Origin of the sequence: Streptomyces sp. 891-h (assembly GCF_022760275.1) — a bacterium.
In the GTDB taxonomy this organism is placed as follows: domain Bacteria; phylum Actinomycetota; class Actinomycetes; order Streptomycetales; family Streptomycetaceae; genus Streptomyces; species Streptomyces spirodelae.
The window spans coordinates 7096985-7119567 of record NZ_CP050693.1 but is presented as its reverse complement, the minus strand read 5'-3'; the positions used below and the strand labels follow the sequence as shown (position 1 = coordinate 7119567).

23 protein-coding genes are annotated in these 22583 nt (G+C 70.5%); 16 read left to right on the top strand and 7 right to left on the bottom strand.

The genetic code is table 11. The annotated features are described in order from the left end of the window. Nucleotides 1-282 precede the first annotated feature (282 nt). The 5 genes from HC362_RS31515 to HC362_RS31495 all read left to right on the top strand — a co-directional run bounded on the left by HC362_RS31515 (nt 283) and on the right by HC362_RS31495 (nt 4873). Entirely contained in the window at nt 283-1917 is a 1635-nt protein-coding gene (locus HC362_RS31515; protein WP_243087736.1) for a BCCT family transporter, read from the top strand. Between the two features lie 244 nt (nt 1918-2161). Further along, a complete protein-coding gene (locus HC362_RS31510; protein ID WP_243088898.1) occupies nt 2162-2524 on the top strand; it encodes a PaaI family thioesterase in 363 nt (120 codons plus the stop codon). A 27-nt stretch (nt 2525-2551) separates the two neighbouring features. Then, the gene (locus HC362_RS31505; RefSeq protein WP_243087735.1) at nt 2552-3175 is read left to right on the top strand and encodes a DUF1266 domain-containing protein; all 624 of its coding nucleotides are present in this window, start codon (nt 2552-2554) and stop codon (nt 3173-3175) included. A gap of 201 nt (nt 3176-3376) precedes the next feature. Continuing rightward, complete coding sequence (locus HC362_RS31500) at nt 3377-3967, top strand: TetR/AcrR family transcriptional regulator (RefSeq protein ID WP_243087733.1); 591 nt, start codon at nt 3377-3379, stop codon at nt 3965-3967. A 42-nt stretch (nt 3968-4009) separates the two neighbouring features. After that, nucleotides 4010-4873 carry an SMI1/KNR4 family protein gene (locus tag HC362_RS31495; RefSeq protein ID WP_243087731.1) on the top strand — a complete coding sequence of 288 codons (864 nt, stop codon included), beginning with the start codon at nt 4010-4012 and terminating at the stop codon, nt 4871-4873. An 18-nt stretch (nt 4874-4891) separates the two neighbouring features. Here the strand turns inward: HC362_RS31495 and HC362_RS31490 are convergent, their stop codons facing one another. Continuing rightward, entirely contained in the window at nt 4892-5353 is a 462-nt protein-coding gene (locus HC362_RS31490) for a GNAT family N-acetyltransferase (protein ID WP_243088897.1), read from the bottom strand. Between the two features lie 277 nt (nt 5354-5630). Between HC362_RS31490 and HC362_RS31485 the strand changes: the two genes are divergently transcribed. Further along, nucleotides 5631-6992: an NAD(P)/FAD-dependent oxidoreductase gene (locus HC362_RS31485; RefSeq protein WP_243087730.1), complete on the top strand. Its 1362-nt coding sequence runs from the start codon at nt 5631-5633 to the stop codon at nt 6990-6992. Nucleotides 6993-7047: 55 nt separating this feature from the next. Here HC362_RS31485 and HC362_RS31480 read toward each other — a convergent pair whose 3' ends face one another. Further along, complete coding sequence (locus tag HC362_RS31480; protein ID WP_243087728.1) at nt 7048-7527, bottom strand: DUF2000 domain-containing protein; 480 nt, start codon at nt 7525-7527, stop codon at nt 7048-7050. Between the two features lie 49 nt (nt 7528-7576). Here HC362_RS31480 and HC362_RS31475 point away from each other — a divergent pair, with 49 nt between their 5' ends. The 3 genes from HC362_RS31475 (at nt 7577) to leuE (ending at nt 10343) form a co-directional block, all read left to right on the top strand. Further along, nucleotides 7577-8404: an AraC family transcriptional regulator gene (locus HC362_RS31475; RefSeq protein WP_243087727.1), complete on the top strand. Its 828-nt coding sequence runs from the start codon at nt 7577-7579 to the stop codon at nt 8402-8404. 396 nt (nt 8405-8800) lie between these two features. Next, a complete protein-coding gene (locus tag HC362_RS31470) occupies nt 8801-9373 on the top strand; it encodes a DUF4360 domain-containing protein (protein ID WP_243088896.1) in 573 nt (190 codons plus the stop codon). A gap of 319 nt (nt 9374-9692) precedes the next feature. Next, nucleotides 9693-10343 (top strand): leucine efflux protein LeuE, encoded by a 651-nt coding sequence (gene leuE / locus HC362_RS31465; protein WP_243087726.1) that lies wholly within the window; start codon nt 9693-9695, stop codon nt 10341-10343. 68 nt (nt 10344-10411) lie between these two features. Here leuE and HC362_RS31460 read toward each other — a convergent pair whose 3' ends face one another. Next, nucleotides 10412-11455 carry a WYL domain-containing protein gene (locus HC362_RS31460; protein WP_243087725.1) on the bottom strand — a complete coding sequence of 348 codons (1044 nt, stop codon included), beginning with the start codon at nt 11453-11455 and terminating at the stop codon, nt 10412-10414. A 246-nt stretch (nt 11456-11701) separates the two neighbouring features. Between HC362_RS31460 and HC362_RS31455 the strand changes: the two genes are divergently transcribed. From HC362_RS31455 to HC362_RS31440, 4 genes are all read left to right on the top strand, one after another. Next, nucleotides 11702-12802, top strand: a complete 1101-nt coding sequence (locus HC362_RS31455) for a winged helix DNA-binding domain-containing protein (protein WP_243087724.1) — start codon at nt 11702-11704, stop codon at nt 12800-12802. Between the two features lie 421 nt (nt 12803-13223). Further along, entirely contained in the window at nt 13224-13985 is a 762-nt protein-coding gene (locus HC362_RS31450) for an LmeA family phospholipid-binding protein (RefSeq protein ID WP_243087723.1), read from the top strand. Between the two features lie 230 nt (nt 13986-14215). Further along, nucleotides 14216-15064, top strand: coding sequence for a potassium channel family protein (locus HC362_RS31445; RefSeq protein WP_243087718.1), 849 nt, complete (start codon nt 14216-14218; stop codon nt 15062-15064). Nucleotides 15065-15333: 269 nt separating this feature from the next. After that, nucleotides 15334-15987 carry a PIG-L family deacetylase gene (locus tag HC362_RS31440; protein WP_243087716.1) on the top strand — a complete coding sequence of 218 codons (654 nt, stop codon included), beginning with the start codon at nt 15334-15336 and terminating at the stop codon, nt 15985-15987. On the opposite strand, the gene HC362_RS31435 is transcribed toward HC362_RS31440, so the two are convergent. Genes HC362_RS31435 through HC362_RS31425 form a run of 3 tightly spaced genes read right to left on the bottom strand, consistent with a single transcriptional unit; the run spans nt 15988 to nt 17409 of the window. Beyond that, the gene (locus tag HC362_RS31435) at nt 15988-16863 is read right to left on the bottom strand and encodes a class I SAM-dependent methyltransferase (RefSeq protein WP_243087714.1); all 876 of its coding nucleotides are present in this window, start codon (nt 16861-16863) and stop codon (nt 15988-15990) included. It abuts the gene before it with no gap. A 20-nt stretch (nt 16864-16883) separates the two neighbouring features. After that, the gene (locus HC362_RS31430; RefSeq protein WP_243087712.1) at nt 16884-17228 is read right to left on the bottom strand and encodes a VOC family protein; all 345 of its coding nucleotides are present in this window, start codon (nt 17226-17228) and stop codon (nt 16884-16886) included. A 1-nt stretch (nt 17229) separates the two neighbouring features. Further along, nucleotides 17230-17409, bottom strand: a complete 180-nt coding sequence (locus tag HC362_RS31425; protein ID WP_243087710.1) for a CopG family transcriptional regulator — start codon at nt 17407-17409, stop codon at nt 17230-17232. 393 nt (nt 17410-17802) lie between these two features. On the opposite strand from HC362_RS31425, the gene HC362_RS31420 reads away from it, so the two are divergent. The 3 genes from HC362_RS31420 (at nt 17803) to HC362_RS31410 (ending at nt 20490) form a co-directional block, all read left to right on the top strand. Beyond that, nucleotides 17803-18636, top strand: coding sequence for an alpha/beta hydrolase (locus tag HC362_RS31420; protein WP_243087709.1), 834 nt, complete (start codon nt 17803-17805; stop codon nt 18634-18636). A 255-nt stretch (nt 18637-18891) separates the two neighbouring features. Next, nucleotides 18892-19881: an AraC family transcriptional regulator gene (locus HC362_RS31415; RefSeq protein ID WP_243087708.1), complete on the top strand. Its 990-nt coding sequence runs from the start codon at nt 18892-18894 to the stop codon at nt 19879-19881. Nucleotides 19882-20049: 168 nt separating this feature from the next. Further along, a complete protein-coding gene (locus tag HC362_RS31410) occupies nt 20050-20490 on the top strand; it encodes a hypothetical protein (protein WP_243087707.1) in 441 nt (146 codons plus the stop codon). A gap of 61 nt (nt 20491-20551) precedes the next feature. On the opposite strand, the gene HC362_RS31405 is transcribed toward HC362_RS31410, so the two are convergent. Next, nucleotides 20552-22570, bottom strand: a complete 2019-nt coding sequence (locus HC362_RS31405; protein ID WP_243087706.1) for an aminotransferase class I/II-fold pyridoxal phosphate-dependent enzyme — start codon at nt 22568-22570, stop codon at nt 20552-20554. Nucleotides 22571-22583 lie beyond the last annotated feature (13 nt).

The window sequence follows — 22583 nt, the reverse complement described above, 5'->3', positions numbered from 1 at the left end:
CGGGCGGAGCCCGGTTCGGAGCGGAATATGAGCTTTTGAGCCGACGCCCGCGAGGCGTCCGACCATTTGCGGCACCGCCAACACTGCGCTTTCTCAGGGCAGTTGCCTCCCGGATCACGAATGTGCAACAGAACGGGCCACGGGGTGCGGTGGCTTGATCGGTAGTGCCACCATCGACGCTCAACGCGGCCGGGACGATCATTGGCGACCGCACATTTCCTGACGTCCGCCGGTCCCGGAGCGCTGCGTTGACTCCCCTCCCCAACCTCTTGGGACTACTCAATGCTGGACAAGTTGCAACAACGACTGGGTCTTCGTACCGACTCGGTCATCTTCTTCGCTTCCGCGGCGCTGACGTTCCTCTTCGTCGTGACCACCATCGCGCTGACCGACCAGGTCGACAGCGTCTTCACCACCGCTTCGGACTGGATTCTCACGAACCTGGGCTGGTTCTACATCCTCGGTGTCACCTCGTTCGTCCTCTTTCTGATCTGGATCGCGCTCAGCCGCTACGGGCATGTCCGGCTGGGCGGCCAGAACACCCGCCCGGAATACAGCAACGGCGCGTGGTTCGCGATGCTCTTCGCGGCCGGGATCGGCACCATCCTGATGTTCTGGGGCGTCGCCGAGCCGATCAGCCACTTCGCCGACCCGCCCGAGCAGGGCGTCAAGCCGGGGTCGGCGCACGCCGCCGAGCGTGCGATGGCCTTCGCGCTCTACCACTTCGGACTGCACACCTGGGCGATCTTCTGCCTTCCGGCGCTGGCCTTCGCCTACTTCGTCTACCAGCGCAAGCTGCCGTTCCGGCTGAGCTCGGTCCTGCACCCGCTGCTGGGTGACCGCATCAACGGCCCGATCGGCAAGACCGTCGACATCACGGCCGTGGTGGGCACCCTCTTCGGTGTCTCCGTCTCCGTCGGGCTGGGCACCCTGCAGATCAACAGCGGTCTGAACGAGCTCTTCGGCGTCCCGGAGAACAAGCTCGTCCAGGTGGTCCTGATCGCCGTGGTCACGACCATCGCCACCGCCTCGGTGATGAGCGGCCTGGACAAGGGCATCAAGATCCTGTCCAACGTCAACATCCTGATGGCCGTCGGACTGCTGATCTTCGTGCTGCTCGCCGGGCCCACGCTCTTCATGGCCAAGGGAATCGTCGAGACGACCGGGACCTATCTGAGCTCCGTGGTGCCGCTGTCGTTCTGGAACGACACCTTCGCCGACACCGGCTGGCAGGGCAATTGGACGGTCTTCTACTGGGCCTGGACCATCACCTGGTCGCCGTTCGTCGGGATCTTCATCGCCCGGATCTCCAAGGGGCGGACGATCCGCGAGTTCGTGCTGGGTGTGCTGGCGCTGCCCACCGCCTTCACCGTGATCTGGTTCAGCATCTTCGGCATGGGCTCGTTCGACATCGAGATGAACGGTTCGGGCGGGCTGGTCAAGGCCGTCGTCGACGAGGGGGATGTCCCCGGAGCGCTCTTCACCTTCCTGGAGAACTACCCGGCGGCCACCCTCGTCTCGGCGCTTTCGGTGCTGATCGTGGTCATCTTCTTCACCACCTCGGCCGACTCCGCTTCCATGGTGGTCGACATGCTCTGTGAGCGGGTGGACGAGACGCTGGCCGGCCCGACCCGGCAGCGCGTCTTCTGGGCCGTCACCCAGGGGGTGGTCGGTGGCACCCTGCTGGCTGCCACCGGAAAGAGCGGCCTGGACGCCTTGCAGCAGGTCATCACCGTCATCGGACTGCCGTTCTTCGTGATCGCCTTCGTGATGATGTTCTCGCTGCTCCGGGCGCTGAAGACGGACTTCCCCGACCTGGGCCGCGACCCGCTGGCCAAGCAGCCGACGGCGGTCAAGGCAACACCGGCCGAGCCTGCGGACGAGGTCCCGGAGCCGGTGGTGGACCCGGTCGCTTGAGACCTGAAGCAACGCGCCAAGTCAGTGGGGCCGGCCATACCGAGGCCGGCCCCACTCGACCGAGGGGGCGAGAGGGGTGACCCTGGTCCCCGCCGTACATCCAAGCGCCGCGCCCGAGGACGACGAGCACCCGAGGAGCAACGTGGACGAACAGACCGGCCCCGGCCACGACCCGACCGGCCCCGAACAGGCGAGCCTTGAGATCCAGGAGCGCATCCGGAAGAGCTTCGGCAGCCAAGGGCTGATGGAACACCTCGGTGCCCGCATAGCCCACATCGGGCCCGGGCGGGTGCACATCGATCTGCCCGCCCGCCGCGAGGTGACCCAGCAGGACGGCTACTTCCACGCCGGAGCCACCAGCGCCATCGCGGACAGCGCGGGCGGATACGCGGCGTTCACACTCTTCCCGGAAGACACCTCGGTGCTCACCGTGGAGTACAAGATCAACCTCCTCGCACCGGCCGTGGGTGATCGCCTGGAGGCCGAGGGGACGGTTCTGAAGTCGGGGCGGACACTGACCGTGTGCCGTCTTGAGGTGTTCGGCGTCCAGGACGGCCGGCGGAAGCTCGTCGCGACAGGTCAGCAGACCCTGATCTGCCTGGGATGACGGTGGGGCCCAGTAGGGTGCGGCCCCATGTCCGGACTCTTCGAGCGCCTCCGCCGTCAGCGCCCCGCCCCACCGCCGTACGAGCCGCCGCTGTCCACCCACCAACTGTGGCTGGTCTCCCTGTCGGCCCCCGTGAACCGCAGCCCGGAAGCCTCGCGCACCACGCTGTACCCCTTCCGCTCCCGCGACGACGCGGAGGCCGAGCGGTGGCTGCGCGAGCAGTGGGAGATTCCCGACCGCGACGAACTGCTGCACAGGCTGGCCGGCCTGCTGGAGGACGGCTACCGGGAACCGCTGCGCGAGCAGACCGGGCGAGACCCGTTGGCGTGGGACATCGCCCTCTACACCGACGTCGTCCGCAAGGGCTACGCCGCCGGACACGTGGACGCGCCGACCGCCTGGAACCTGCTGCGCGCCACCGTCATGCCCACGGTCGCCGTCTACGACTCGTGGCACGAGTTCGCGACTGACTATCTGCTGGTGCGCAAGGTGTGGATGGAGGGCCTGCGCGGGAGTGCGGACGAGGACTTCCCGGCACCGCAGGCAGTCTCGGACGCCCACCTCCGTGCCCTGCTGGACCCCGCGAACCACGCCAGCCCCTGGAACCGCGCGCCTTGGCACGTGATCAGCCTGCCCGACCGGCCCCTGTGAGCCGGTGACCCAGGCGGTCGGCTGGTCGGGGTGGAGACAGTCACCCCCGTACGGCCGCCATGGGCGAGGGTCCTCCGGGCAGGGACATGGCCGCTTGGTCGACCGGCCTCCGCTCTGGCATCATAAGCAACCGGAACAGCGTTCCGGAGCCGTCCCGGAGCACTGTCCGCCGGGCGGTCCGGTGGCGGAGGGAGCGGCGAGGTGAGCGGCAGCGGCGAGGGCGCGGCACGCGCGGCCCGGTCCAAACGGGCAGACGCCCGGCGCAACGAGAAGAGCCTGCTCGACGCGGCCGCCGCGGTGTTCGTCACCTCGGGCGTCGAAGCCCCGGTACGCGACATCGCCGCCGAGGCCGGCGTCGGTACGGGCACGATCTACCGCCACTTCCCCACCCGCGCCGACCTGATCATCGCCGTCTACCGGCACCAGATCGAGGCCTGCGCCGAGGCCGGTCCCGCGCTGCTCGAAAGCTGCGCGACGCCGTACGAGGCACTGGGCCGGTGGATCGACCTGTTCATCGACTTCCTGGTCACCAAGCATGGGCTCGCCGCCGTACTGCAGTCCGACAACACCGGATTCGACGCGCTGCACGCCTACTTCCTCGACCGCCTCCTGCCTGTGTGCGCTCAACTGCTCGACGCCGCGGCCGACTCCGGTGAGATCCGGTCGGATCTGGAGGCCTACGAGTTCATGCGCGGCGTCGGCAACCTCTGTGTGGGCGCCGAGCACGACCCCCGCTACGACGCACGACGCCTGGTCGAGGTCCTCGTCGCGGGGTTGCGCCGACCGCAGTGACAGCGACAGGCGCACCTCTCGCCGGAGTGCGAAAGTATGTACATGATCGAAGCGCACAATCCGCTGCCCCGCATCACCGAACGGGTACCGCCGCCCGCTGAGGCAGTCGACGGGCACGGCGACTGGGCCGTCGCGGAACAGGAGTTGGGCACCCGGCTGCCGGACGACTACAAGCGGCTGGTGGAGACCTACGGCCGTGGCGACTTCTGGGGAGCGCTGTGTCTGCGCACCCCGTTCGGCGACGACAACCCGGTCCGGCTGGAAGGGAATCTCCTGGAGGACTTCGGTCCCTCGCGCGAGCTGTTTCCCGAGCAGCACCCCTACCCGCTCTTCCCGGAACCGGGCGGGCTGCTCACCTGGGGGGTGACCGAGAGTGCGGCGCAGTTGTGCTGGCTGACCGAGGGGGCTCCCGAGTCCTGGCCGGTGGTGATCTGGTCGCGGGACGACGACTACGAACGTTACGACTGCTCAGCCGCCGCGTTCCTGGCCCGGTGGATCAGCGGCCGTATCACCTCGGAGCTCCTGCCTCGCGAGGACGGTCTCGCGCCCTGGTTCGACGCGGCGATCGACCGCGACCACGTCTACGTCCGCCTGGGCGAGGGCTCCCTCCCCTACCCCGAGCGCCTGCGCATCCTGCGTGACGCCCTCGCGCCCACAGCTGACCGCGGCAGCTACGCGTACCAGGGCAACCGCCAAGACCACTTCGTCGTCACCGGAACCGGCTGGCAACTGACGTATGAGACGGCCTACGGGCATCAACTCCGCGTGGCTTTCCCGCCGGCCGACAGCGAGGCGGCCCGTGCGGCGGTCATGGCCGCTGTCGGCCTCATGGGGTGCCCGGTGGAGTCCGTCGCCACCGTCCATGGCACCTCGTCCTGGGAGCCCGGATCGGGCGTCCGGTCCTGATCCGGGCCGAGCGCGCCGTCACCCGAGGCGCCTGGCCAGCACCTGTCCTGGCCAGGACCCGACCATGAAGCGGTCGGTGGGCGTGAAGCCGTTGCGCTCGTAGAAGGCGACCAACCGGCCCCCGCCGCCCGCCCAGCAGTCCACCCGCAGCAGCTCCACGCCGCCCCGCCGGGCCTCCTCGGCGGCATGGACCAGCAGCGCGGCGCCGACGCCCCGCCCCGCGTAACGCCGGTGGGAGACCAGCAGCCTGACGTACCGCTCGGGTTCCGCGGCCGGCGCAATCGGCATCTGCGGGCCGGGGCCGCTGTCGAGTACGAGCGCTCCGACAGGAGCGCCGTCCAACTCCACGATGTACGGGGAGAGTTCGGTGGTGTACTGCTCGACCCGTGCCACTCCGCCGGACTTCTGTGAATACGGTGTCGTGCCCCACTGCTCGGTGTTGCCGCGCTCGTTCATCCAGGCGACCGCGGAGTCGAGCATGTCCAGGATGGCCGGTGCGTCGGCCGGGCTGCCGGGTCTGATCCGTATGCCGTCCGGCGTGACGGCTGTCCCGGCTGTCCTGGCTGCTTGCTTCGTCTCGTTCGTCTCGTCCCTCTCGTCCACGGAGGCAGCTTAGGCACCCGGTACCCGGCCGACGACGACGCGCCAGCGCCGGACTCCCACACCCGGCCCGGCCCGTGCATGGAAGCCTTGGGCCCCGGGCCGGGTTCTCCGGCACACGCGGCACATCGGGCACACAAGGACGGAGGGCCACGGGATGGCGCAGGACGTCGATGTGGTGGTGATCGGCATGGGCGTGGGCGGTGAGCACGTCGCCGGCCGACTGGCGGAGGCGGGTCTTGAGGTGGTCGCCGCCGAGGCGGAGCTGGTCGGCGGCGAGTGCCCGTACTGGGCCTGCATCCCCAGCAAAATGATGATCAGGGCCGGAAATCTGCTGGCCGAGGCCCGGCGCGTGCCCGGTATGGCCGGGGACGCACAGGTCGCCCCGGACTTCGGGCCGGTGGCCGACCGGATCAGGGACGAGGCCACCTCGGACTGGGACGACAAGATCGCCGTGGACCGCTACACGGGTAAGGGCGGCCGCTTCGTGCGCGGCCAGGCCCGGCTGGCCGGGCCGGGGAAGGTCGAGGTGGACGGGCAGGGATTCACCGCCCGGCGTGGCGTGGTGCTGGCCACCGGAAGCCGCCCGCAGGCCGCGCCGGTGCCGGGTCTCGACCAGGTTCCGTACTGGACCAACCGCGACGCTATCTCCGCGACCCGGCCGCCCGCCTCGCTGCTGGTGCTGGGCGGCGGTCCCGTCGGGCTGGAGCTGGCCCAGGCCTTCACCCGGTTCGGCAGCCGGGTGACGGTCGTCGAGGCGTCGGACCGGCTGCTGTCGAAGGAAGAGCCGGAGGCCGGAGAGCTGCTCGCCGACGTGCTCGGCCGTGATGGCGTCACGGTGCGTACAGGGGCGCGGGCGACCGAAGCCCGCCACGGCCCGGACGGTTTCGCGCTGACTCTCGACGGCGGCGAGACGCTCCATGCCGACCGGCTGCTGGTGGCCACCGGCCGACGGGCCAACTTGTCGGGTCTCGGCCTCGAGACGGTAGGCCTCGACCCGGAGGCCCGGACGCTGGAGGTCGACGAGCAGCTGCGGGCCGCCCCCGGGCTCTGGGGAGTCGGGGACGTCACCGGCCGGGCCCTGTTCACGCATGCCGCCATGTACCAGGCCGAGATCGCCGCGCGGGCGATCCTGGGCGAGCCCGGGCCGGGCGCCGACTACCGAGCCGTTCCCCGGGTCACGTTCACCGACCCGGAGGTCGGCGGGGTGGGGATGACCCAGGCGCAGGCCCGGGAGAGCGGCCTGCGGGTCCGTACCGGCACCGCGCAGGTGCCCTCCTCCTCGCGGGGCTGGATCCACAAGACGGGCAACGAGGGGCTGATCAAACTGGTCGAGGACGCCGACCGCGGGGTCCTGGTCGGAGCCACCTCCGTCGGTCCCGCCGGTGGCGAGGTGCTCTACGGCCTCCAGGTCGCGGTCCAGGCGGAGGTCCCCGTCGACCGGCTGCGCCACATGATGTACGCCTACCCCACCTTCCACCGCGCCGTGGAGAGCGCCCTCGCCGACATCCGGGAGTGAGGCGGTCCCCTGAGCCGCACCAGGCCGCTCAGGGGCGCCCGTCCGCGAGCCCCGCTCAGGGGTGCATCCGCGCTCCCTTGACGACCTTGTCCACCGCGTTGCGAGGGCCGTGGACGGCCATCCCCGCCAGGTCGAGCTGGTCGGTGCCCACCGCCCGTACGGCCGCCCGGTTGTCCCGGTCGTTGCCCGTGCCGAACAGATCGGAGGTGAAGACCGCTCTCGGCAGCGCCCGGGACAGCGCACGGCCGTGTGCCGTGGTGAGCATCTCCTTCGTGGCCTCGAAGACCAGCACGGGCTGGCGGAACATCGGCAGGTAGGCGACGCCGTCGGCGTCCTCGTACGGCTCGCCGATCACCTCGGGCGACACCGTTCCGAGCCCGCTGACGAGAAAGGAGGTCACATTCAGTCGCTGCCAGGGCTCGAGGTCGTCGCGCAGCAGTACGGCGATCTTCGTGTCGAAACGGACCGGCGCGTTCCCGGCTCCCGCGACGGGACCGGCCGTGACCCCGGCCCCGGTCTCATTGCTCGTTCTCATGCTGTGAGACTGCAGGCCGTACCCGAGCGCCGTCTTGTACGTTCTTTGCATGGCGCACCGGCAGGAGATCTCCGCCTGGCGCCCGTCGGTCCCGGGCGTCAGTGAGGTCTTCCACGCCCACTACACCGAGCACGCCTACCCCATGCACGTCCACGATGCCTGGACACTGCTGATCGTCGACGACGGAGCGGTCCGCTACGACCTGGACCGCCATGAGCGCGGCACCCCGAACGACACCGTCAGCCTGTTGCCGCCGCAGGTTCCGCACAACGGCTCGCCTGCCACTTCCCACGGCTTCCGCAAGCGCGTGCTGTACCTCGACACCTCGCAGCTGGACGAGAGCCTCATCGGTCCGGCCGTCGACGGTCCCGACTTCACCGACCCCGTCCTGCGCAGACGTATCGGGCAGCTGCACACGGCCCTCGCCGTCCCGGGCGACGAACTCGAGGCGGAGAGCCGGCTGGCCCTCATCAGTCGGCGCCTGTACGAGCTCCTGCGTCCCAGGCTGACCGTCGGCGGCAGCACGGCGCCCGACCGTGGGGTCGCCCAGGGCCTGCGCGACCTCCTCGACGAGCGACTCCGCGAGGGCACCACGCTGGAAGAGGCCGCACGTGTGCTCCACGCCCACCCCGCACACCTCGTACGTGCCTTCAGCGCCACCTTCGGCATCGCGCCTCACCAGTACGTGACCTCACGCCGCGTCGATCTGGCCCGCCGGCTGCTCCTCGAAGGGCAGCCGCCGAGCGAGGTGGCGACCGCGGCCGGCTTCTACGACCAGTCCCACCTCACCAGGCACTTCAAGCGCGTCCTGGGTGTCGCGCCCGGCCGCTACGCCCGTACGGGACCGGCTCGGCCGGGCGGCGCGCGCCGACGCTGACGCCTCTTCTTCCCGGCGTCTCCCCGGCTTCCCTGGCGCCTCCGACTTCCCTGGCTGCTCCGACTTCCCTGGCTTCCCTGGCTGCTCCGACTTCCCTGGTTTCTCGCGGGCTTCTCACGGGTTTTCTTGCCCCGGCGGCTGCCGGTGAGCGCGTCCGAAAACCGGCCTTTCCAGCGCCGGACCTGCCAGGTACATACCAACTGGGTCCCAGGAGCGGCGCGCCAGTCGCGCCGGCCACCGGTGCTCGGACACGCGGCCCCTGGCACTCGTACGCGGACTGGACACCCCCGCTCGAAGGAGACAGTCATGGCTCGAAGATCCCTCAAGGCCACCGTGGTGACGGCAACGCTGTTCGCCGCCGCGTTCTCGGCCCAACCCGCTCAGGGCGCGCCCAGCATGATCACCGACCCGCCGCCGGACAAGATCGTCATCGATGTCGCCACGGTCAACGGCTCCGGCTGCCCCGAGGGAACCGCCAAGGTCGCCGTCGCCGAGGACAACACGGCCTTCACGGTCACCTACAGCGACTACCTGGCCCAAGTGGGACCGAACTCGAAGCCCACCGACCGCCGCAAGAACTGCCAGCTCAACCTCATCGTGCACGTACCGCAAGGGTTCACGTACGCGATCGTCAGCGCGGACTACCGCGGCTACGCCTATCTGCAACCCGGGGCAAGCGGCCTGCAGAAGGCCTCGTACTACTTCCAGGGGTCCTCGGACACCGCGGCGACGAGCCACCCGTTCAACGGCCCGCGGGACGGCAACTGGCAGGCCACCGACTCCACGGACTGGGGCCAGTTGGTGTGGAAGCCGTGCGGCGAGCAGCGCAACTTCAACGTCAACACGGAGATCCGGGTCGACTCCGGTACCTCGGACCCGGCCAAGACGAGCTTCATGACGATGGACTCCACCGACGGGAACATCAAGACGACCTACCACTTCGCCTGGAAGACCTGCCCGACTTCCTGACGCCCGAGTGGGAAGGCTGCCTGCTCCGCGACTGACCGCGGAGCAGGTCCGCGGCAGGGCTCAGCCGAGCGCCGGATGAGCCCTGCCGTCGGACAGCACCGTGGTGGCCGCGTTCCTGGCCCGGCTCACCTTCGCATCCGGATCTCCAGCGGGTCGCAGCCCAAGATCTCCAGCGGGTCGCAGTCCAAGCGCCCGGCCTCCGCCGAGACGTACGGAGGTTGCTGGAAATCGGGAGGCGCGGCGAATCGGAAGATCGTATTCTGCCGCGATCAGCGGTACCGGCGGCCGGACCCACAGCGCCGGGGAGCGGAGGATACCGATGCTGGGAGTGGCGAATCTGCCCGCCTACGCACTGGGGACTCTGCTGATTATCGTGCTGCCGGGGCCGAGCTCCCTCTACACGCTGTCGGTGGCGGCACGGCGCGGGGTGCGTACGGGCTACCGCGCCGGGGCGGGCGTCTTCCTCGGTGAGATGGTCCTGATGCTGCTGGCGGCGGCGGGCGTGGCCTCGCTGCTGCAAGCCAATCCCGTGGCGTTCGCCGTGGTGCGGTACGCGGGAGCCGGTTACCTCGGGTGGATCGCCGTCGGTATGCTCCGCGCCGCCTGGAAGACGTGGCGCACCAGGAAGGAGCCCGCCGACGGCTCGCAGGCCCCGGAAGAGCCCGCGGTCGAGCGCCCGTTCCGCCGGTCCGTACTGATCACATTGCTCAACCCGAAGGCGATTCTCTTCTTCATCTCGTTCTTCGTGCAGTTCGTGGACCCCGCCTACCCGTACCCGGCGTTGTCCTTCGCGGTGCTGGCGGTGGTCTACCAGTCGATCAGCGTCTGCTACATCACGGCCCTGATCCTCGGCGGTACCTACTTGTCCGCGCAGTTCAGGCGGCGCAAGCGGCTGTCGGCCGGTCTCACCACCGGTGCGGGCGCCCTGTTCTTCGGCTTCGCGGCGAAACTCGCCACGGCCGGGGGCTGAGACAGCGCAGGAAACGCGCGCCGAAGGCTGAGGGAGTCTGCTCACGCGGGGCTGCTCATGCGGCCTGCTCACGCGGTTTGCTCACGCGGTCGGGAGGCCGTGGTGGTGGTGCTGGCCGCGGCTTCGGCGCAGCGGCGGGCCAACTGGGCGAAGGCGTCCTTGAGTTCGGGTGGCCCGATGACCTCGATGTCGGCGTCGAACCTGGCGATGGTGGCGGCCAGTCCCGGCCACGACCACGAGCCCAGGACGAGTCGGCAGCGGCCGGGTTCGAGTTCCTCGACGAGTCCGTCGCGGGCGTAGCGGGAGACGTCGGCCGCCGGCAGGTCGAGGAACACCTCGCCTCGGCAGGGCCAGTCGCCGGGGCCGTCCGCACCCCGGAACCTTCCGGCGACGAAGGCGGCCACCTCACCTCCTCCGGGGAGCTCGCGCGGCGTGAAGCGGGGCCCTGTGGGGGTGCGCGGCGCGATCCGGTCCGCGCGGAAGGTGCGCCAGTCCTGGCGGTCGAGGTCCCAGGCGAGGAGATACCAGCGCCCGCCCGAGGTGACGAGGTGATGGGGCTCTGCCCGCCGCAGCGTGGGCTCAGCGCCGCTCCGGTCCGGCCCTGTCCCTCCTGGATGTGCGGGGGTGTAGTCGAAGCGCAGCACTTCGCGGGCGTGGACGGCGGCGCTGAGGGCGATGAGCACGCTGCTGTGGACCTGTGGGTCCGGCCGCCCGGTCGCGGGGCGCTCGACGGCGGTCACCCGGAAGGTGTCGATCCGGCGGCGCAACCGGGCGGGCATGACCTGCCGGACGGTCGTCAACGCGCGCGCCGCGGCCTCCTCGACGCCGGCACCCGTCGCGGCCGCGGCGCTCTGCAGTGCGAGGGCGAGGGCCACGGCCTGTTCGTCGTCGAACAGCAACGGGGGCAGTTCGCGCCCGGCGTCGAGCCGGTAGCCGCCGTCGGGGCCCTTGGTCGCCACGATGGGATAGCCCAGCTCGCGCAGGCGGTCGACGTCACGCCGGACGGTGCGCGGACTGACCCGGAGCCGCTCGGCCAGCAGCGCCCCGGGCCAGTCCCGGCGTGCCTGCAACAGCGAGAGCAACGACAGCAGGCGCGCTGAGGTCTTCTGCATGCGCCTCATCCTGCCCCGGGAAGCGGTCAGAAGCTGACCGCTTCTCCTGTCACTGTGCTCACCGAGCGGGGCGGAACCCGGCGCCCCGGCATCCGACCGACGAACGGAAACCCGACACTGTGCGAGAACTCATCCCCCACCCCGGACGAGGAGAGAGCGAGCTGCCGACCCGGTACGAACCGATCGGCGCACCCGGAGCGGACACCGGTGACGACGGCCGGTCGACGAGCACGCGGGGGTGAGCTGATGACTGTTCTGGACAACCGGGCGCTCAACCGCGCGACTCTCGCCCGGCAACTGCTCCTCGACCGCGCCGACATGCCCGTTGCCGACGCCGTCGCACACGTCGGCGGGCTGCAGGCGCAGGAACCTCAGGAGCCGTTCACCGGACTCTGGTCGCGGCTGCGCGGCTTCGACCCGTCGGTCCTCTCGGATCTGCTCGTCCGGCGGCGCGTGGTGCGCACCCATATGATGCGCCGCACCGTCCACCTCCTCACCGCCGACGACGCGCTGGCCTGGCGCGCCCGCCACGACGCCATGCTGCGCCAGCGAGTGCTCGGGGTGTACCGCAGCGACTTCGAGGGAGTGGATCTCGACGAACTCGCCGCAGCGGGGCTGCAGGTGATGGCCGACGGCGAGCCTCGTACGACGTCGGAGCTCGTGCGCGTACTGGCCGAACGCTGGCCGACACCGAGGAAGCGGGCACTGGGCGAAATGCTGATCCCCGCTCTGCTTCCGGCGGTGCAGACGCCGCCGCGCGGCTTGTGGCGTGCCAAGGGCGGGGTGCGCAACGCCCTGCTCACCTCCTGGCTGGGCCGGGAGATCGACCCGCCGGACCGCGACGGCTCCGATCCGGCCGGTGCGGCCCTGGTACGCCGCTACCTGGCCGCTTTCGGCCCCGCCGCCTCGGCCGACCTGCGCGCCTGGTGCGGACTCACCGGGCTCCCGGCCGCGGTCGCTGCGGTACGCGAGGAGCTGGTCGCCTTCCGCGACGAGCGGGGCAGGGAACTGCTGGACCTTCCCGACGCGCCCCGGCCCGACCCCGGCACACCCGCCCCGGTGCGGTTCCTCCCGGCGTTCGACAACGCGATCCTCGGCTACCACGACCGCGGCCGGATCATCGACGACGCCGACCGCGGCCTCTCGGTCGCCGGAGCACGTGTCGTCCTGGTCGACGGCCGGGTCTCCGCCACCTGGACCGTCGAGGCCGACACCGTGGTGGTCACCCCGCTGCGCGGCCTGTCCCGAGCCGACCGCGACGCCGTCGCCGAGGAAGGGGAGGCGCTGGCGCTGTTCCTCTCCGACAACGCCGGTGATCGGGTACGGATCGCCGCAGAACCCCACTGACCGGCGCAGGCCGCCCCGGTGGCCGCCACATGCTGTGGCCGGTCAATGGCGCAGGGGAACGCGGGGCGGCATGTGACACAACGCGCAGAGTGCGGGCCGGGTGTCGTGGCATACTCCAAAAAAGCGCCCTTTCCACCCTGCAGTCATGGCTCCGGGACCGGAAGTCGGCGCACAGGTGCAGCGTCGGCCCGGTGGGCGCGGCGCTCCGGCACCCCGGCGGGCACGCCGCAGGCTCGCCCGGCGACGGTTTCCGCCCATGACGCCGGATGCCGACACCGACGCCGCAGTCGGTCCGTCACAGTGATCTCCCGCTCCGTCGACTTCCGCGCCCATCCGCACGACCGCCGCTGTCCGGCCCCGAGCGGGCCGGTGCCCTGACGCCATGGCCCGGCGACCCCACCCCCCATGGAGTACCACCCCGATGAACACCCGCCGTACCGTCCTCGTCTCCGCCTCCGCGCTCGCTGCCGTCATCGCGACCGGTGGTGGCGCAAACGCCCTGATCGAGCACAAGGCCGAGGAACGCGCGGCCGAGGAGGTCCAGTGCCACCTGGGCTCGGCCGACGGAGTCGAGGCGGAGCTCACAGACCCGCTGGCCGGGTTGAAGACCCTCACCGGCCGGGTCGGCACGCTGCACCTCAGCGCGGACAAGGTCGAGCACGAGGGGACGACTTTCGCCGTCGACGCCGACCTGCACGGGGTGTCCACCGACGGCACCGCCGACTCGGGCTCGGCCACCGTCACTGTGGGCTACGACGAGATCGCCAAGCGGCTGCCGAAGCAGGTGCAGGGGATGAAGCCGGGTACGGACGGTGAGCATCTGACACTGTCCGGCCCCGTGGCCGGCACCGGCATCCCGGTGACCGTACTGAACACGGTGTCGGCGAACCCCGACGGGCTGACCATCGCCCCTGACAGCGTCCGCGTGCTGGGCCAGCAGGTGAAGCTCAGCACACTGACGTCGCTGCCCGGCATGGACCGCTTCGCCGACCAGCTCGGTCCCCGCAACGTCGGCCTCGGACAGCTCCCCGAGGGGGTGAGGACCACCGGCGCCGAGGCCACCGACAAGGGGCTCGCCCTCAGCTTCCGGTTCTCCCCCGACCTCCTGAGTTCGTCAGACTCCGGCGCCTCGAACGCCTCCTCCGGCTGTGAGGACGGGGACGCCGGGAGCGGCAACGCCTGAGGCGTTCGCGTCCGCTGAGGACCTCGGTGCAGGGTGTGAACGCGCTGCGGTGACGGAGAGCGGAAGGGGCCTGCCGCCGTTCGGGGGAGCAATCCGGGCGACAAGAAGGGAATCAAGGCGTCCGGCCGGGCGACCCGCATGTCGGAGTTCGTCGTGCTTGCATGCTGAGAGGCGTGCGAGCGGTAGGGAGGCGCCGGGTGCAGTGGCTTGTCACGTCTGCGGGGGCATTGATGGTGCTCGTGACCCTGCGGGATGTCTTCCACACCTTGTGGCACCCCACGCGGCACGCGGGCCTGAGCAGATATGTCATGAGGGCGCTGTGGGAGCTCTCCGCGCGGCTCGGATCGCGTCGGCGGGCGGCCGGGATCGTGGGACCGCTGGCCATGGTGACAGTGGTGGGCACCTGGGCCTTCACCATCATCCTCGGGTGGGCGCTGATCTACTGGCCCCATATGCCGGAGGCGTTCTCGTTCGCGGCCGGATTGAAGCCCGAGGAGCATTCCGGGCTGCTGGACGCCCTCTACGTTTCGCTGGTCACCGTGGCCACGCTCGGACTCGGTGACATCGCGCCGAACGCCGGCTGGCTCCGCATCGTCGGTCCTGCCGAGGCTCTGGTGGGTTTCGCTCTGCTGACGGCGACCGTTTCCTGGATCCTCGGCATCTACCCGGCCCTCACCCGCCGACGCGCGTTGGCGCTGCGGCTCTCGCAGCTGAGGAGGTCCGGCCTCTCCGCGCAGCAGTTCGAGGGCGCCGCCGGTGCGGCCCTGCTGGAGAGCCTGGCCGCCGATGTGTCACGGGTCTCCGTGGACTTCGTGCAGTACGCCGAGTCCTACTACTTCCACGACGGCAACGACCGCACCTCACTCGCCGTCAACATTCACCACGCGGCCGAACTCGCCGACCAGGGAAAGCGCGCCCGGCACTCCGACGTCCGGATGACGGCCGCGGTGCTCTCCAGAGCCCTTGAGGATCTCGCGGACATCCTCGACCGCCGCTTTCTCCGCACCGGCCGGACGGAGCCGGACGTCTTCCGCGCCTTCCTGGACGATCACGGCCCCAGCGGACACGGCCACGGGTGACGCGAGGGGGAGCGCCGCTCCGCAGTCGGAGGCCACTTCCATTCGGAGATCACGTTCCATCTTGCCGGGGTCTGATCCCGTCAAGCCCTCCTTCAGCACCACATCGCCTTCCGCGTGGCCGGGCAGGAGACCGGGCCCGTCACTGTCACCGCGCGCCCCCGGACGCGGCGGTGGGGGTGAGAAGGGTTACGGGCGTTCCGTACATCCTTCCGCATCCCTGAACGATCACGCATGGGTGACGTGATCATGCATGCAGAAAGCACCCGTACATGCCCCTCATACCCCGAGCCGTCGCCGGTCGGCGACGCGCCGGAAAGCTCCTCGCCCCGCTGTGCGCCCTCGGTCTGCTGGCCGGTCTGACCGGCTGCGCGCACGGCGGGGCCGACCGCTCCGGAAGACAGCGCGCCAGCGGCCCCGACCAGGCCGCGCCCGTCCCCACCGGCACCTGGGCCGGTGCCGGCCGCCCGGTCCGCACCGCCGAGTCCGTGCTGCAGATCGTCGCCCACCCGGACGACGATCTCTACTTCGTCAATCCGGAGACCGCCCAGTCGCTCCGCTCGGGGCGTCCGCTGACGACCGTGTACCTCACCTCAGGCGAGTCCGACGGCGTCAACGCACCCCGCAAGAGCGTGCCGGGCGCCGCCGCATCCGCGCACAAGCCGCACGCCCACGGCGACAAGGCGCCCCGGCGCCGCAGCGGGAGCGGCGCGAGCCGAACCCGTGGCCGCGCGCGTGCGCTGGAGCGGGACGGGCTTCCTGTTCGCGGGCGCCCCCGCCGGCGCCCCCGCACCACGCGGCCGGGGTGCCGACCTCGCGGTGGAGGGCTTGGACGGCCACCTGTACTGGGCCCGCACGGGAGACCACGGCACCTCGCACCGGCACCGCGGCTGAGGCGGCAGCGCAGGCGGGACGGGGCGGGTTGATCAAGTGGTGGCCAGGAGGAAGGCTTCACCGGACGAGGGGCGGAGGCCGTCGGAGCGGTCGGCGAAGTAGCGTGCGGCCAGCGACTCTCCGGACACGTGCCGGGTGTCCGCGAAGCCGGCTTCGCGGGCCAGCGCCAGCATCTCGGAGGGGGTGTAGAAGCTGATGAACGGCGTTCCGGACGCTTGTGCGCCCTCCGCACTCTTCCGAAGACCGGCGCGATCGGCGTCGTCGAGGAGTTCGGCCGGCAGCAGGAACGTCATCGCCAGTGTCGAGCCCGGCGCGAGCGTGGCGACCTGGCGCAGGGTGGCTGCGGTGGCGTCTTCGGTGAGGTACATCGAGACCCCCGTGGAGACGATGACTGCAGGGCAGCCCGGCTCGAATCCGGCCGCGGTCAGCCGTTCGAGCCAGTCCTCGCTCGCCTCGAAATCCACCGGCACCAAGTGCAGCCAATCGGGGAGGCCGTAGCCGAGTTCGACCAGGCGCTGCCGCTTCCACTCCTGGGGGCCGGGCTGGTCGATCTCGAAGACGCGGAGCCGGGAGGCGATCTCGGGCCTGCGCTGCGCGAAGGTGTCCAGTCCGGCTCCCAGGATGACGTACTGGGTGACGCCCCTGTCCGCCTGCTCGGTGACCAGATCCTCGATGAAGCGGGCGCGAGCCACGATGGCCGCCCGGAATCCGCTGGTGGCATGCGGGTCCATGTCGGGGCGGAGGCACCAGTCCACTCCGGGGTCGGCCAGTCGCAGACCGATCTCGTCCTCGATCACATGGGGCGGCGGGTCGGCCTGGACGTGCGCCGCCCGCCACAGCGCGGTCCGCACCGCGGTGTTGTCGGGGGCCCCGGTGATCTCGCGGGCCCCCGTGTGCTGGTGTGCCATGGTGCTCCCTTCGGTCGCAGTCAGTCGCCGGCGGGAGCCTGGAGGCTCCACTCACGTCCGTCCGGGTCGCGGACGGTCATCTCCTTGGTGCCGTAGTGCGTGTCCTCGAACGGCGTCACCACCTCGACGACGGGGTCCGCGCTGAAGGTCTCCGCGTCCTTGGCCTTGAACACGAGGCGGGTCCGGGGCTCCTGGTCCTCGGGGACCTCGGCGATGAAGATGTAGGGCCCGTCGCCGTTGCGGAGTTGGCCGGAGTTGTGGTCGGTGGCGAAGTCCAGCTCGTAGCCGAGCGCCTGGTAGAACTTGGCCGCCTTCCCCCAGTTGTGGGTCGTGAGGAAAACGGCCTCGATTCCTTCGGTCGCCATGTCAGGTCTCCTTCTCGGTTGGCTGTCGGGTGTTCTCGGAGTCGTCGTCGAGGTAGGCGCGCAACGCGTCGGCCACCAGCGCCGACAACGACATGCCCGACTCGATTGCGCGGTACTTGACCTGCTTGATCAGCCCGATCGGCAGATACACGTTGAACTGCTTGACTTCCTGATCGACCATAAGGCGATGCTAGCATCCTAGCAAGCTAGCTCCGATTCCGGTGCTCGACGCGACCGCCCTTCCGGGCGGCCGGCGAGCTCGTGTCCATGGCGCGGCAGAGCACACGGAGGAGGGCCGCGTTATCCGGCCAAAGACCGCGCTGTTCGGCTAGCCCGTCCTCCGCACCGTGAGTAGCGTTCCGGGTACCAGGCGTCAGAAGCCGTGCGGGGCCGTGTAGTTCTCACCGGGTGGGATGCGCGCAGAGCAGTCGACGGCGACAGCCTGGGGCCGCCACGTGGCTGGGGATTCGGGGGATCCCAGCGCCGGGCGGCGAGGCCCCGAGCCGGCACTCCGGCTCGGGGCCCTGCTTGTACGTGTCCGCTCCGTGCCCTGTGCCGCACGCAAGGAGGATCAGTGCCCTACGCGACCGTCAATCGGATCGAGTTGTACTACGAGGATCAGGGGGCCGGGCAGCCGCTGATCCTGCTGCACGGCTGGGGCACGTGCGGTCAGGTCTGGAGCGCGCAGCAGGCGGAGTTCTCCCGCGACCACCGGGTCGTCACGCCCGACTGGCGGGGGTGCGGCCGCTCGGCACGGCCGGCGGACGGCACCACGATCGCCGAGAACGCGGCGGACGTCCTGGCGCTGGCGAAGACACTCGGGCTGGAGGGCCCGGTGCTCGTCGGGTGCTCGGCCGGGGCTGCGATCGTCCTGGAAGCGGCCAGGCGGGCGCCCGAGTCCGTCCGCGCGGTGGTCGCCGTCGACGGGCCCGGCTACTGGCCCGCCGAGCGGAAGGCGGAGCGGCTCGTCGAGCTGCGGGAGGCGCTGCGCACCGATCGCGCTGCGACGGTCCGGCAGTGGGTCGTGGACTGGTACGGGCCGCTGGCCGACCCGTCACTGCCGGAGTGGACGGCCCAACAGATCCTGGAGTCCTCGGACTGCATCGACGAGATCCTCACCGACGCGGTGCGCAACAACCCGCGCGAGACCATCGGGGAACTCGCCGTCCCCGCGGTCTTCGTGCACGGGAAACTCGACGCCGAGATCCCCGCCGAGGTGTCCGAGACGCTGGCGGAACTCGCCCCGCACGGCGAGGCGCACATCATGCGGGAGTCGGGCCACATGCCGCACGTGGAACAGCCGGCCGAGTTCAACGCGCTGCTGCGGTCCATACTCCGGCGTCTGACCGCATCCGGGCCGTCCTCCCCCGCCACAGCCGCCACCGCCGACACCACCGACACCGACTGACACCCCGAACGGGTACAGCAGCAGGGCCCCGAGCCGGAGATCCGACTCGGGGCCCTGCCGTACAGCGCTGGGGTCCCCCGACCCCCGAACGCGGTACGGCTCCAGGACTTGGCCGATACTGGCCCATGTGAACTCCGTGGCGCCGAACGGCATTTGACTCCTGGGATTCAGAACGTTACTCACTGTGGAAAAAGCAGGCTAGCCGCGGAACGCGGTCCCTGGCCGCATAACGCGACGGTGAGTGAGGAAGCTTCGATGGACGCGTCCGCTGCCGATGAGAGCCGGATGCGGACGCTGGTCCGCAGCGACGATCTGGATGAGACGCGAGAGCTGATCAGTACCGCCTACAGCCCCTACGAACTGCGTGCGCTGAGCAGACCCCAGGACTTCTCCGCGTGGTACGCCGAGGGAGGCTTCCCCGGAGTCACCCTCTCCGCGCTGAGCTACGGCACGGAGACACTGGTCGCGCCCCAGCCGCTGACCACGTATCTGCTGGTCTGCCAGGTCCACCGGGGGCGGGTGCGGGTGGAGTCGCCCGGGCGCGAGGAGCAGTTCGTCGACACCGGGGACACCTATGTGCTCGATCCGCACCGGCGGTTCAAGGTCTTCTGGGGCGCCGGGGCCCGGATGACGACGCTCCGGCTCTCCCGTGAGGTGGTGGACCGGGCGGCGGGCGAGGCGCTGGGGCGCGAGGAGCCGGTGCGGGCGCGGTTCGCCCTGGGCGGTGCGGTCTCGGCGGCAGCGGCGGAGAGCTGGTCGGGGATCTCGGCGGCGATCCACCGGGAGGTGATGGCCGGCGGCGTCGCCCACACCAGCCCCCTGGTCGCGGCACAGCTGACCCAGACGGCCGCCGCGGCGCTGATGGCCACCCACCGTCTGCTGCCCGACTCGGAGCCGGTGCGGCGCATCGGCGGTGTGGCGCACCCCGCCGTCCGCAGGGCCATCCAGCTCATCGAGGAACGCAGCGACCAGCCCCTGACCCTCTCCGACCTCGCCGCGGCTGCGAGGCTCAGCCCCCGGGCGCTGCAGGAGGCGTTCAAGCGGTACTGCGGCCGTACGCCGTTGGTCTATCTCCGCGAGGTCCGGCTGGAGCGGGCCCACCACGATCTGGTCGCGGCCGACGCCGACGGGCCGGTCACTGTCGCGGAGATCGCTTTCCGCTGGGGGTTCTCCAATCTGGGCCGCTTCGCGAGCTGGTACCGCCGGCGCTACGGGCACGCGCCCTCCCTCACCCTGCGGATGTGACTGTGACCGGGCCGCCGGTATGCGCCGGAATGGAAAACCCGCGCGATACTTGCCGTTCCAATTCAGCCGAATATAGCCTGAGGCGCATCGAGGCAACGCCGAGCACGCGTAAGTACCGAGCACGCGTAAGTACGCGTAAGCACTCCGAAGCACGCCGAAATCGAAAGGATGCGGTTCGTGGGTAGTGGTGCGCACTCCGATGCCCCTCTGGTCGGCACCGTCGTCGCCGAGGAATTCGCTCGCTGGAGCCCCGAACTGCGGAAGGAGTTCGAGAACAACGAGCACAACGGCCGGCTCGGCCAGCAGCTGCTGAACGAGACCGACTCGCTGCGGATCTGGGAGACCCGACTCCAGCCGGGCGAGCGCGTTCCGGTGCACCGCCATGTGCTGGACTACTTCTGGATAGCCCTCACCGATGGCCGGGCCCGCCAGCATTCCAGCGACGGCACCACCCGGGAAATCTCCTACGCCCGCGGACAGACCCAGCATTTCCACGTCGCCGAGGGCCGCCGCCATCTGCACGACCTGAAAAACATCGGCGACGAGGTTCTGTCGTTTCTCGTGGTCGAGACCAAGGACGGGGAAAACGAGCCCATCCGGCTCGGGTAACGGAATTCACGTCGGTCTCCGGCCGGGCCGTTGCCCGGCCGGAGACACCGTGGGGAAATGCTCACGAAGCAGCGGAGAGCGCTTCGAGCAACACAGCATTCGCACGCCGATTCCCGATGGAGATACGACAGGTCGCGGGCACCAGGTGCCCGGTGTCGGCGACGAGGATGCCCGCACCGCGAAGTCGCTCGACGACGCGCTGGTGCTCGCGCAGCCGGACCAGCAGGAAGTTGGCGTCCGAGGGGAACACCCGCTCCACCGCGGGGTGCGCGGCCAGAGCCGCGGCCATCCGGTCCCGTTCGGCCCGGATGAGCCGGATACTGGCGAGCGGCCGACGGGTGTTGGTCAGCCGGTCCCGCACGGCGTGCTGTGACGCGTTGGTGAAGCCGAAGGGCACCTGGACCCGCCGCAGCGCGTCGATGAGCCCCGGGTCGGCCAGTGCGATCCCGCAACGCGCACCGGCGAGCCCCCACGCCTTGGAAAGCGTCCTGAGGACGATGAGGTTGTCGTGCCGGGCCACCAAGGGTGCGTACGAGGGTTTCTCACTGAACTCGACATATGCCTCGTCGATCACCACCAGCCCGCTGCTGCGCGTCACCAGGTCCCGCACCCGCTCCGGGTCTAGTCTCGTCCCGACGGGGTTGTTCGGATCGCACAGCACCGTGACCCGCGCATCGGCGGCCAGTATCCGTTCCGTGTCGAGCCCGTTCAGGTCGTCACCGCGCAGCGGCACCTCGACGACCGGCAGGCGCAGGACGCGTGCGAAGTGCGCGTAGAGCTCGAAGGTGGGCGGGGTGACACAGACCCGCTCACCGGACGAGGCCAGCGCTGCCAGCAGCAGCATGACGCCGTCGACCGCCCCGCTGGTGAACAGCAGATGGTCCGGGCCGAGCGCTTCGAGACCGTCGTGTCCGGGCAGCGTGGAGAGGGTGGCGAGATACGTCCTGGCGAGCTCCGCCGTGTCGAGTTCGGGATAGTGGCTCTCGGGGACGAGGAACGGGTTGGTGTTGCCCGACAGGTCGACAAGGTCGAACCGCGGCCGGTGGCGGAAGCGGGCCGGTCCGGGAATCGGCACCGACGCCACGGAAGGCGCCGCGAACGGCGAGAGTTCCCACTCCTCTTCTCCCTCTCCCGCCGGGTGCGCGAGGCCGGGGGCGCGCAGCCAGTGGTCGAGGGGGACGAACAGATCGGCTCCGAGGCGGCGCGCTCGCCGGGTGTCCCCGCTGCCGAGGTGGACCCATTCCAGGCCCGAGCGCCGGGCGTGGAGGTAGAGCCGGTACAGGGATGCCAGGTGCAGATTGCGCCGGGCGACCGGGTCGTTGTGGTCGGTCGCCTGAGTGAGGTGGTAGATCCCCCGCCCGTTGTGGGACGTGGTGAGGAGCCCGGCCTGCACCACGGTGTTCTCTCTGCGGCGTACGAACATCTCGGTGCGCCGCCCCGGCGCGCTGTGTGCCAGCGCGTCGAGGGCGTCGGCGTTGTACGGGCTGTGAGAGCCACCGTGGCGCTCGACGTGGCTCTGGTGGAGCTTGACGAAGGCGTCCCGCGCCCAGGGATTCCCGTCGAGCTCGCCGAGCGGTATCCGCTCCCAGGTGAGGTCGCGGGAGACCGCGCGGTGACGGCGGCGCAGGTCGCGCAGTTGCCCCGCGCCGACACGGTTCCGCAGGACGTCGTCGACCTCTCCTGGGATCCGGACGACGCATTCGCTGTCGGCGGCGACGGGTACGAAGCCGGCTGCCCGCAGCGCGCTGGTGTCGTCGCTGCGGCGTACGCGAGGCACCAGGATCTGCGGCACGTCCAGCGCCTCGGCACGGCGCACCAGCTCGTCCACGGCGTCCGGGGTGGGGGCCGGGCTGGTCGGCGCGTACGGGGCCCCGCCGCCGATCAGGGTGGGGCGCTCGAGTGCTGCCGGTACCAGGGCTTCCGACACCTCGGTGTCCGGGCCCGGCCCTGCACCGTCGCCCCGGCCCAGCCGGATTCCCGCGCTGTGGCCCAGCCGGGCCAGGGAGCACACCGGCGCGCGGGACCCGAGGGCAGCGCACAGTACGTGCTGAAGTGCGTCGACATCTGCGGACCTGCGCATGCTCGATCTCCAC

Bases quoted from the DNA above. Each gene is read 5' to 3' on its own strand.
- HC362_RS31515 (WP_243087736.1), top strand. From the start codon at position 283: ATGCTGGACAAGTTGCAACAACGACTGGGTCTTCGTACCGACTCGGTC.
- HC362_RS31510 (WP_243088898.1), top strand. From the start codon at position 2,162: ATGGAACACCTCGGTGCCCGCATAGCCCACATCGGGCCCGGGCGGGTG.
- HC362_RS31505 (WP_243087735.1), top strand. From the start codon at position 2,552: ATGTCCGGACTCTTCGAGCGCCTCCGCCGTCAGCGCCCCGCCCCACCG.
- HC362_RS31495 (WP_243087731.1), top strand. From the start codon at position 4,010: ATGATCGAAGCGCACAATCCGCTGCCCCGCATCACCGAACGGGTACCG.
- HC362_RS31490 (WP_243088897.1), bottom strand. From the start codon at position 5,353: ATGCTCGACTCCGCGGTCGCCTGGATGAACGAGCGCGGCAACACCGAG.
- HC362_RS31485 (WP_243087730.1), top strand. From the start codon at position 5,631: ATGGCGCAGGACGTCGATGTGGTGGTGATCGGCATGGGCGTGGGCGGT.
- HC362_RS31480 (WP_243087728.1), bottom strand. From the start codon at position 7,527: ATGAGAACGAGCAATGAGACCGGGGCCGGGGTCACGGCCGGTCCCGTC.
- HC362_RS31475 (WP_243087727.1), top strand. From the start codon at position 7,577: ATGGCGCACCGGCAGGAGATCTCCGCCTGGCGCCCGTCGGTCCCGGGC.
- HC362_RS31470 (WP_243088896.1), top strand. From the start codon at position 8,801: ATGATCACCGACCCGCCGCCGGACAAGATCGTCATCGATGTCGCCACG.
- leuE (WP_243087726.1), top strand. From the start codon at position 9,693: ATGCTGGGAGTGGCGAATCTGCCCGCCTACGCACTGGGGACTCTGCTG.
- HC362_RS31460 (WP_243087725.1), bottom strand. From the start codon at position 11,455: ATGCAGAAGACCTCAGCGCGCCTGCTGTCGTTGCTCTCGCTGTTGCAG.
- HC362_RS31455 (WP_243087724.1), top strand. From the start codon at position 11,702: ATGACTGTTCTGGACAACCGGGCGCTCAACCGCGCGACTCTCGCCCGG.
- HC362_RS31450 (WP_243087723.1), top strand. From the start codon at position 13,224: ATGAACACCCGCCGTACCGTCCTCGTCTCCGCCTCCGCGCTCGCTGCC.
- HC362_RS31445 (WP_243087718.1), top strand. From the start codon at position 14,216: ATGGTGCTCGTGACCCTGCGGGATGTCTTCCACACCTTGTGGCACCCC.
- HC362_RS31440 (WP_243087716.1), top strand. From the start codon at position 15,334: ATGCCCCTCATACCCCGAGCCGTCGCCGGTCGGCGACGCGCCGGAAAG.
- HC362_RS31435 (WP_243087714.1), bottom strand. From the start codon at position 16,863: ATGGCACACCAGCACACGGGGGCCCGCGAGATCACCGGGGCCCCCGAC.
- HC362_RS31430 (WP_243087712.1), bottom strand. From the start codon at position 17,228: ATGGCGACCGAAGGAATCGAGGCCGTTTTCCTCACGACCCACAACTGG.
- HC362_RS31425 (WP_243087710.1), bottom strand. From the start codon at position 17,409: ATGGTCGATCAGGAAGTCAAGCAGTTCAACGTGTATCTGCCGATCGGG.
- HC362_RS31415 (WP_243087708.1), top strand. From the start codon at position 18,892: ATGGACGCGTCCGCTGCCGATGAGAGCCGGATGCGGACGCTGGTCCGC.
- HC362_RS31410 (WP_243087707.1), top strand. From the start codon at position 20,050: ATGCGGTTCGTGGGTAGTGGTGCGCACTCCGATGCCCCTCTGGTCGGC.
- HC362_RS31405 (WP_243087706.1), bottom strand. From the start codon at position 22,570: ATGCGCAGGTCCGCAGATGTCGACGCACTTCAGCACGTACTGTGCGCT.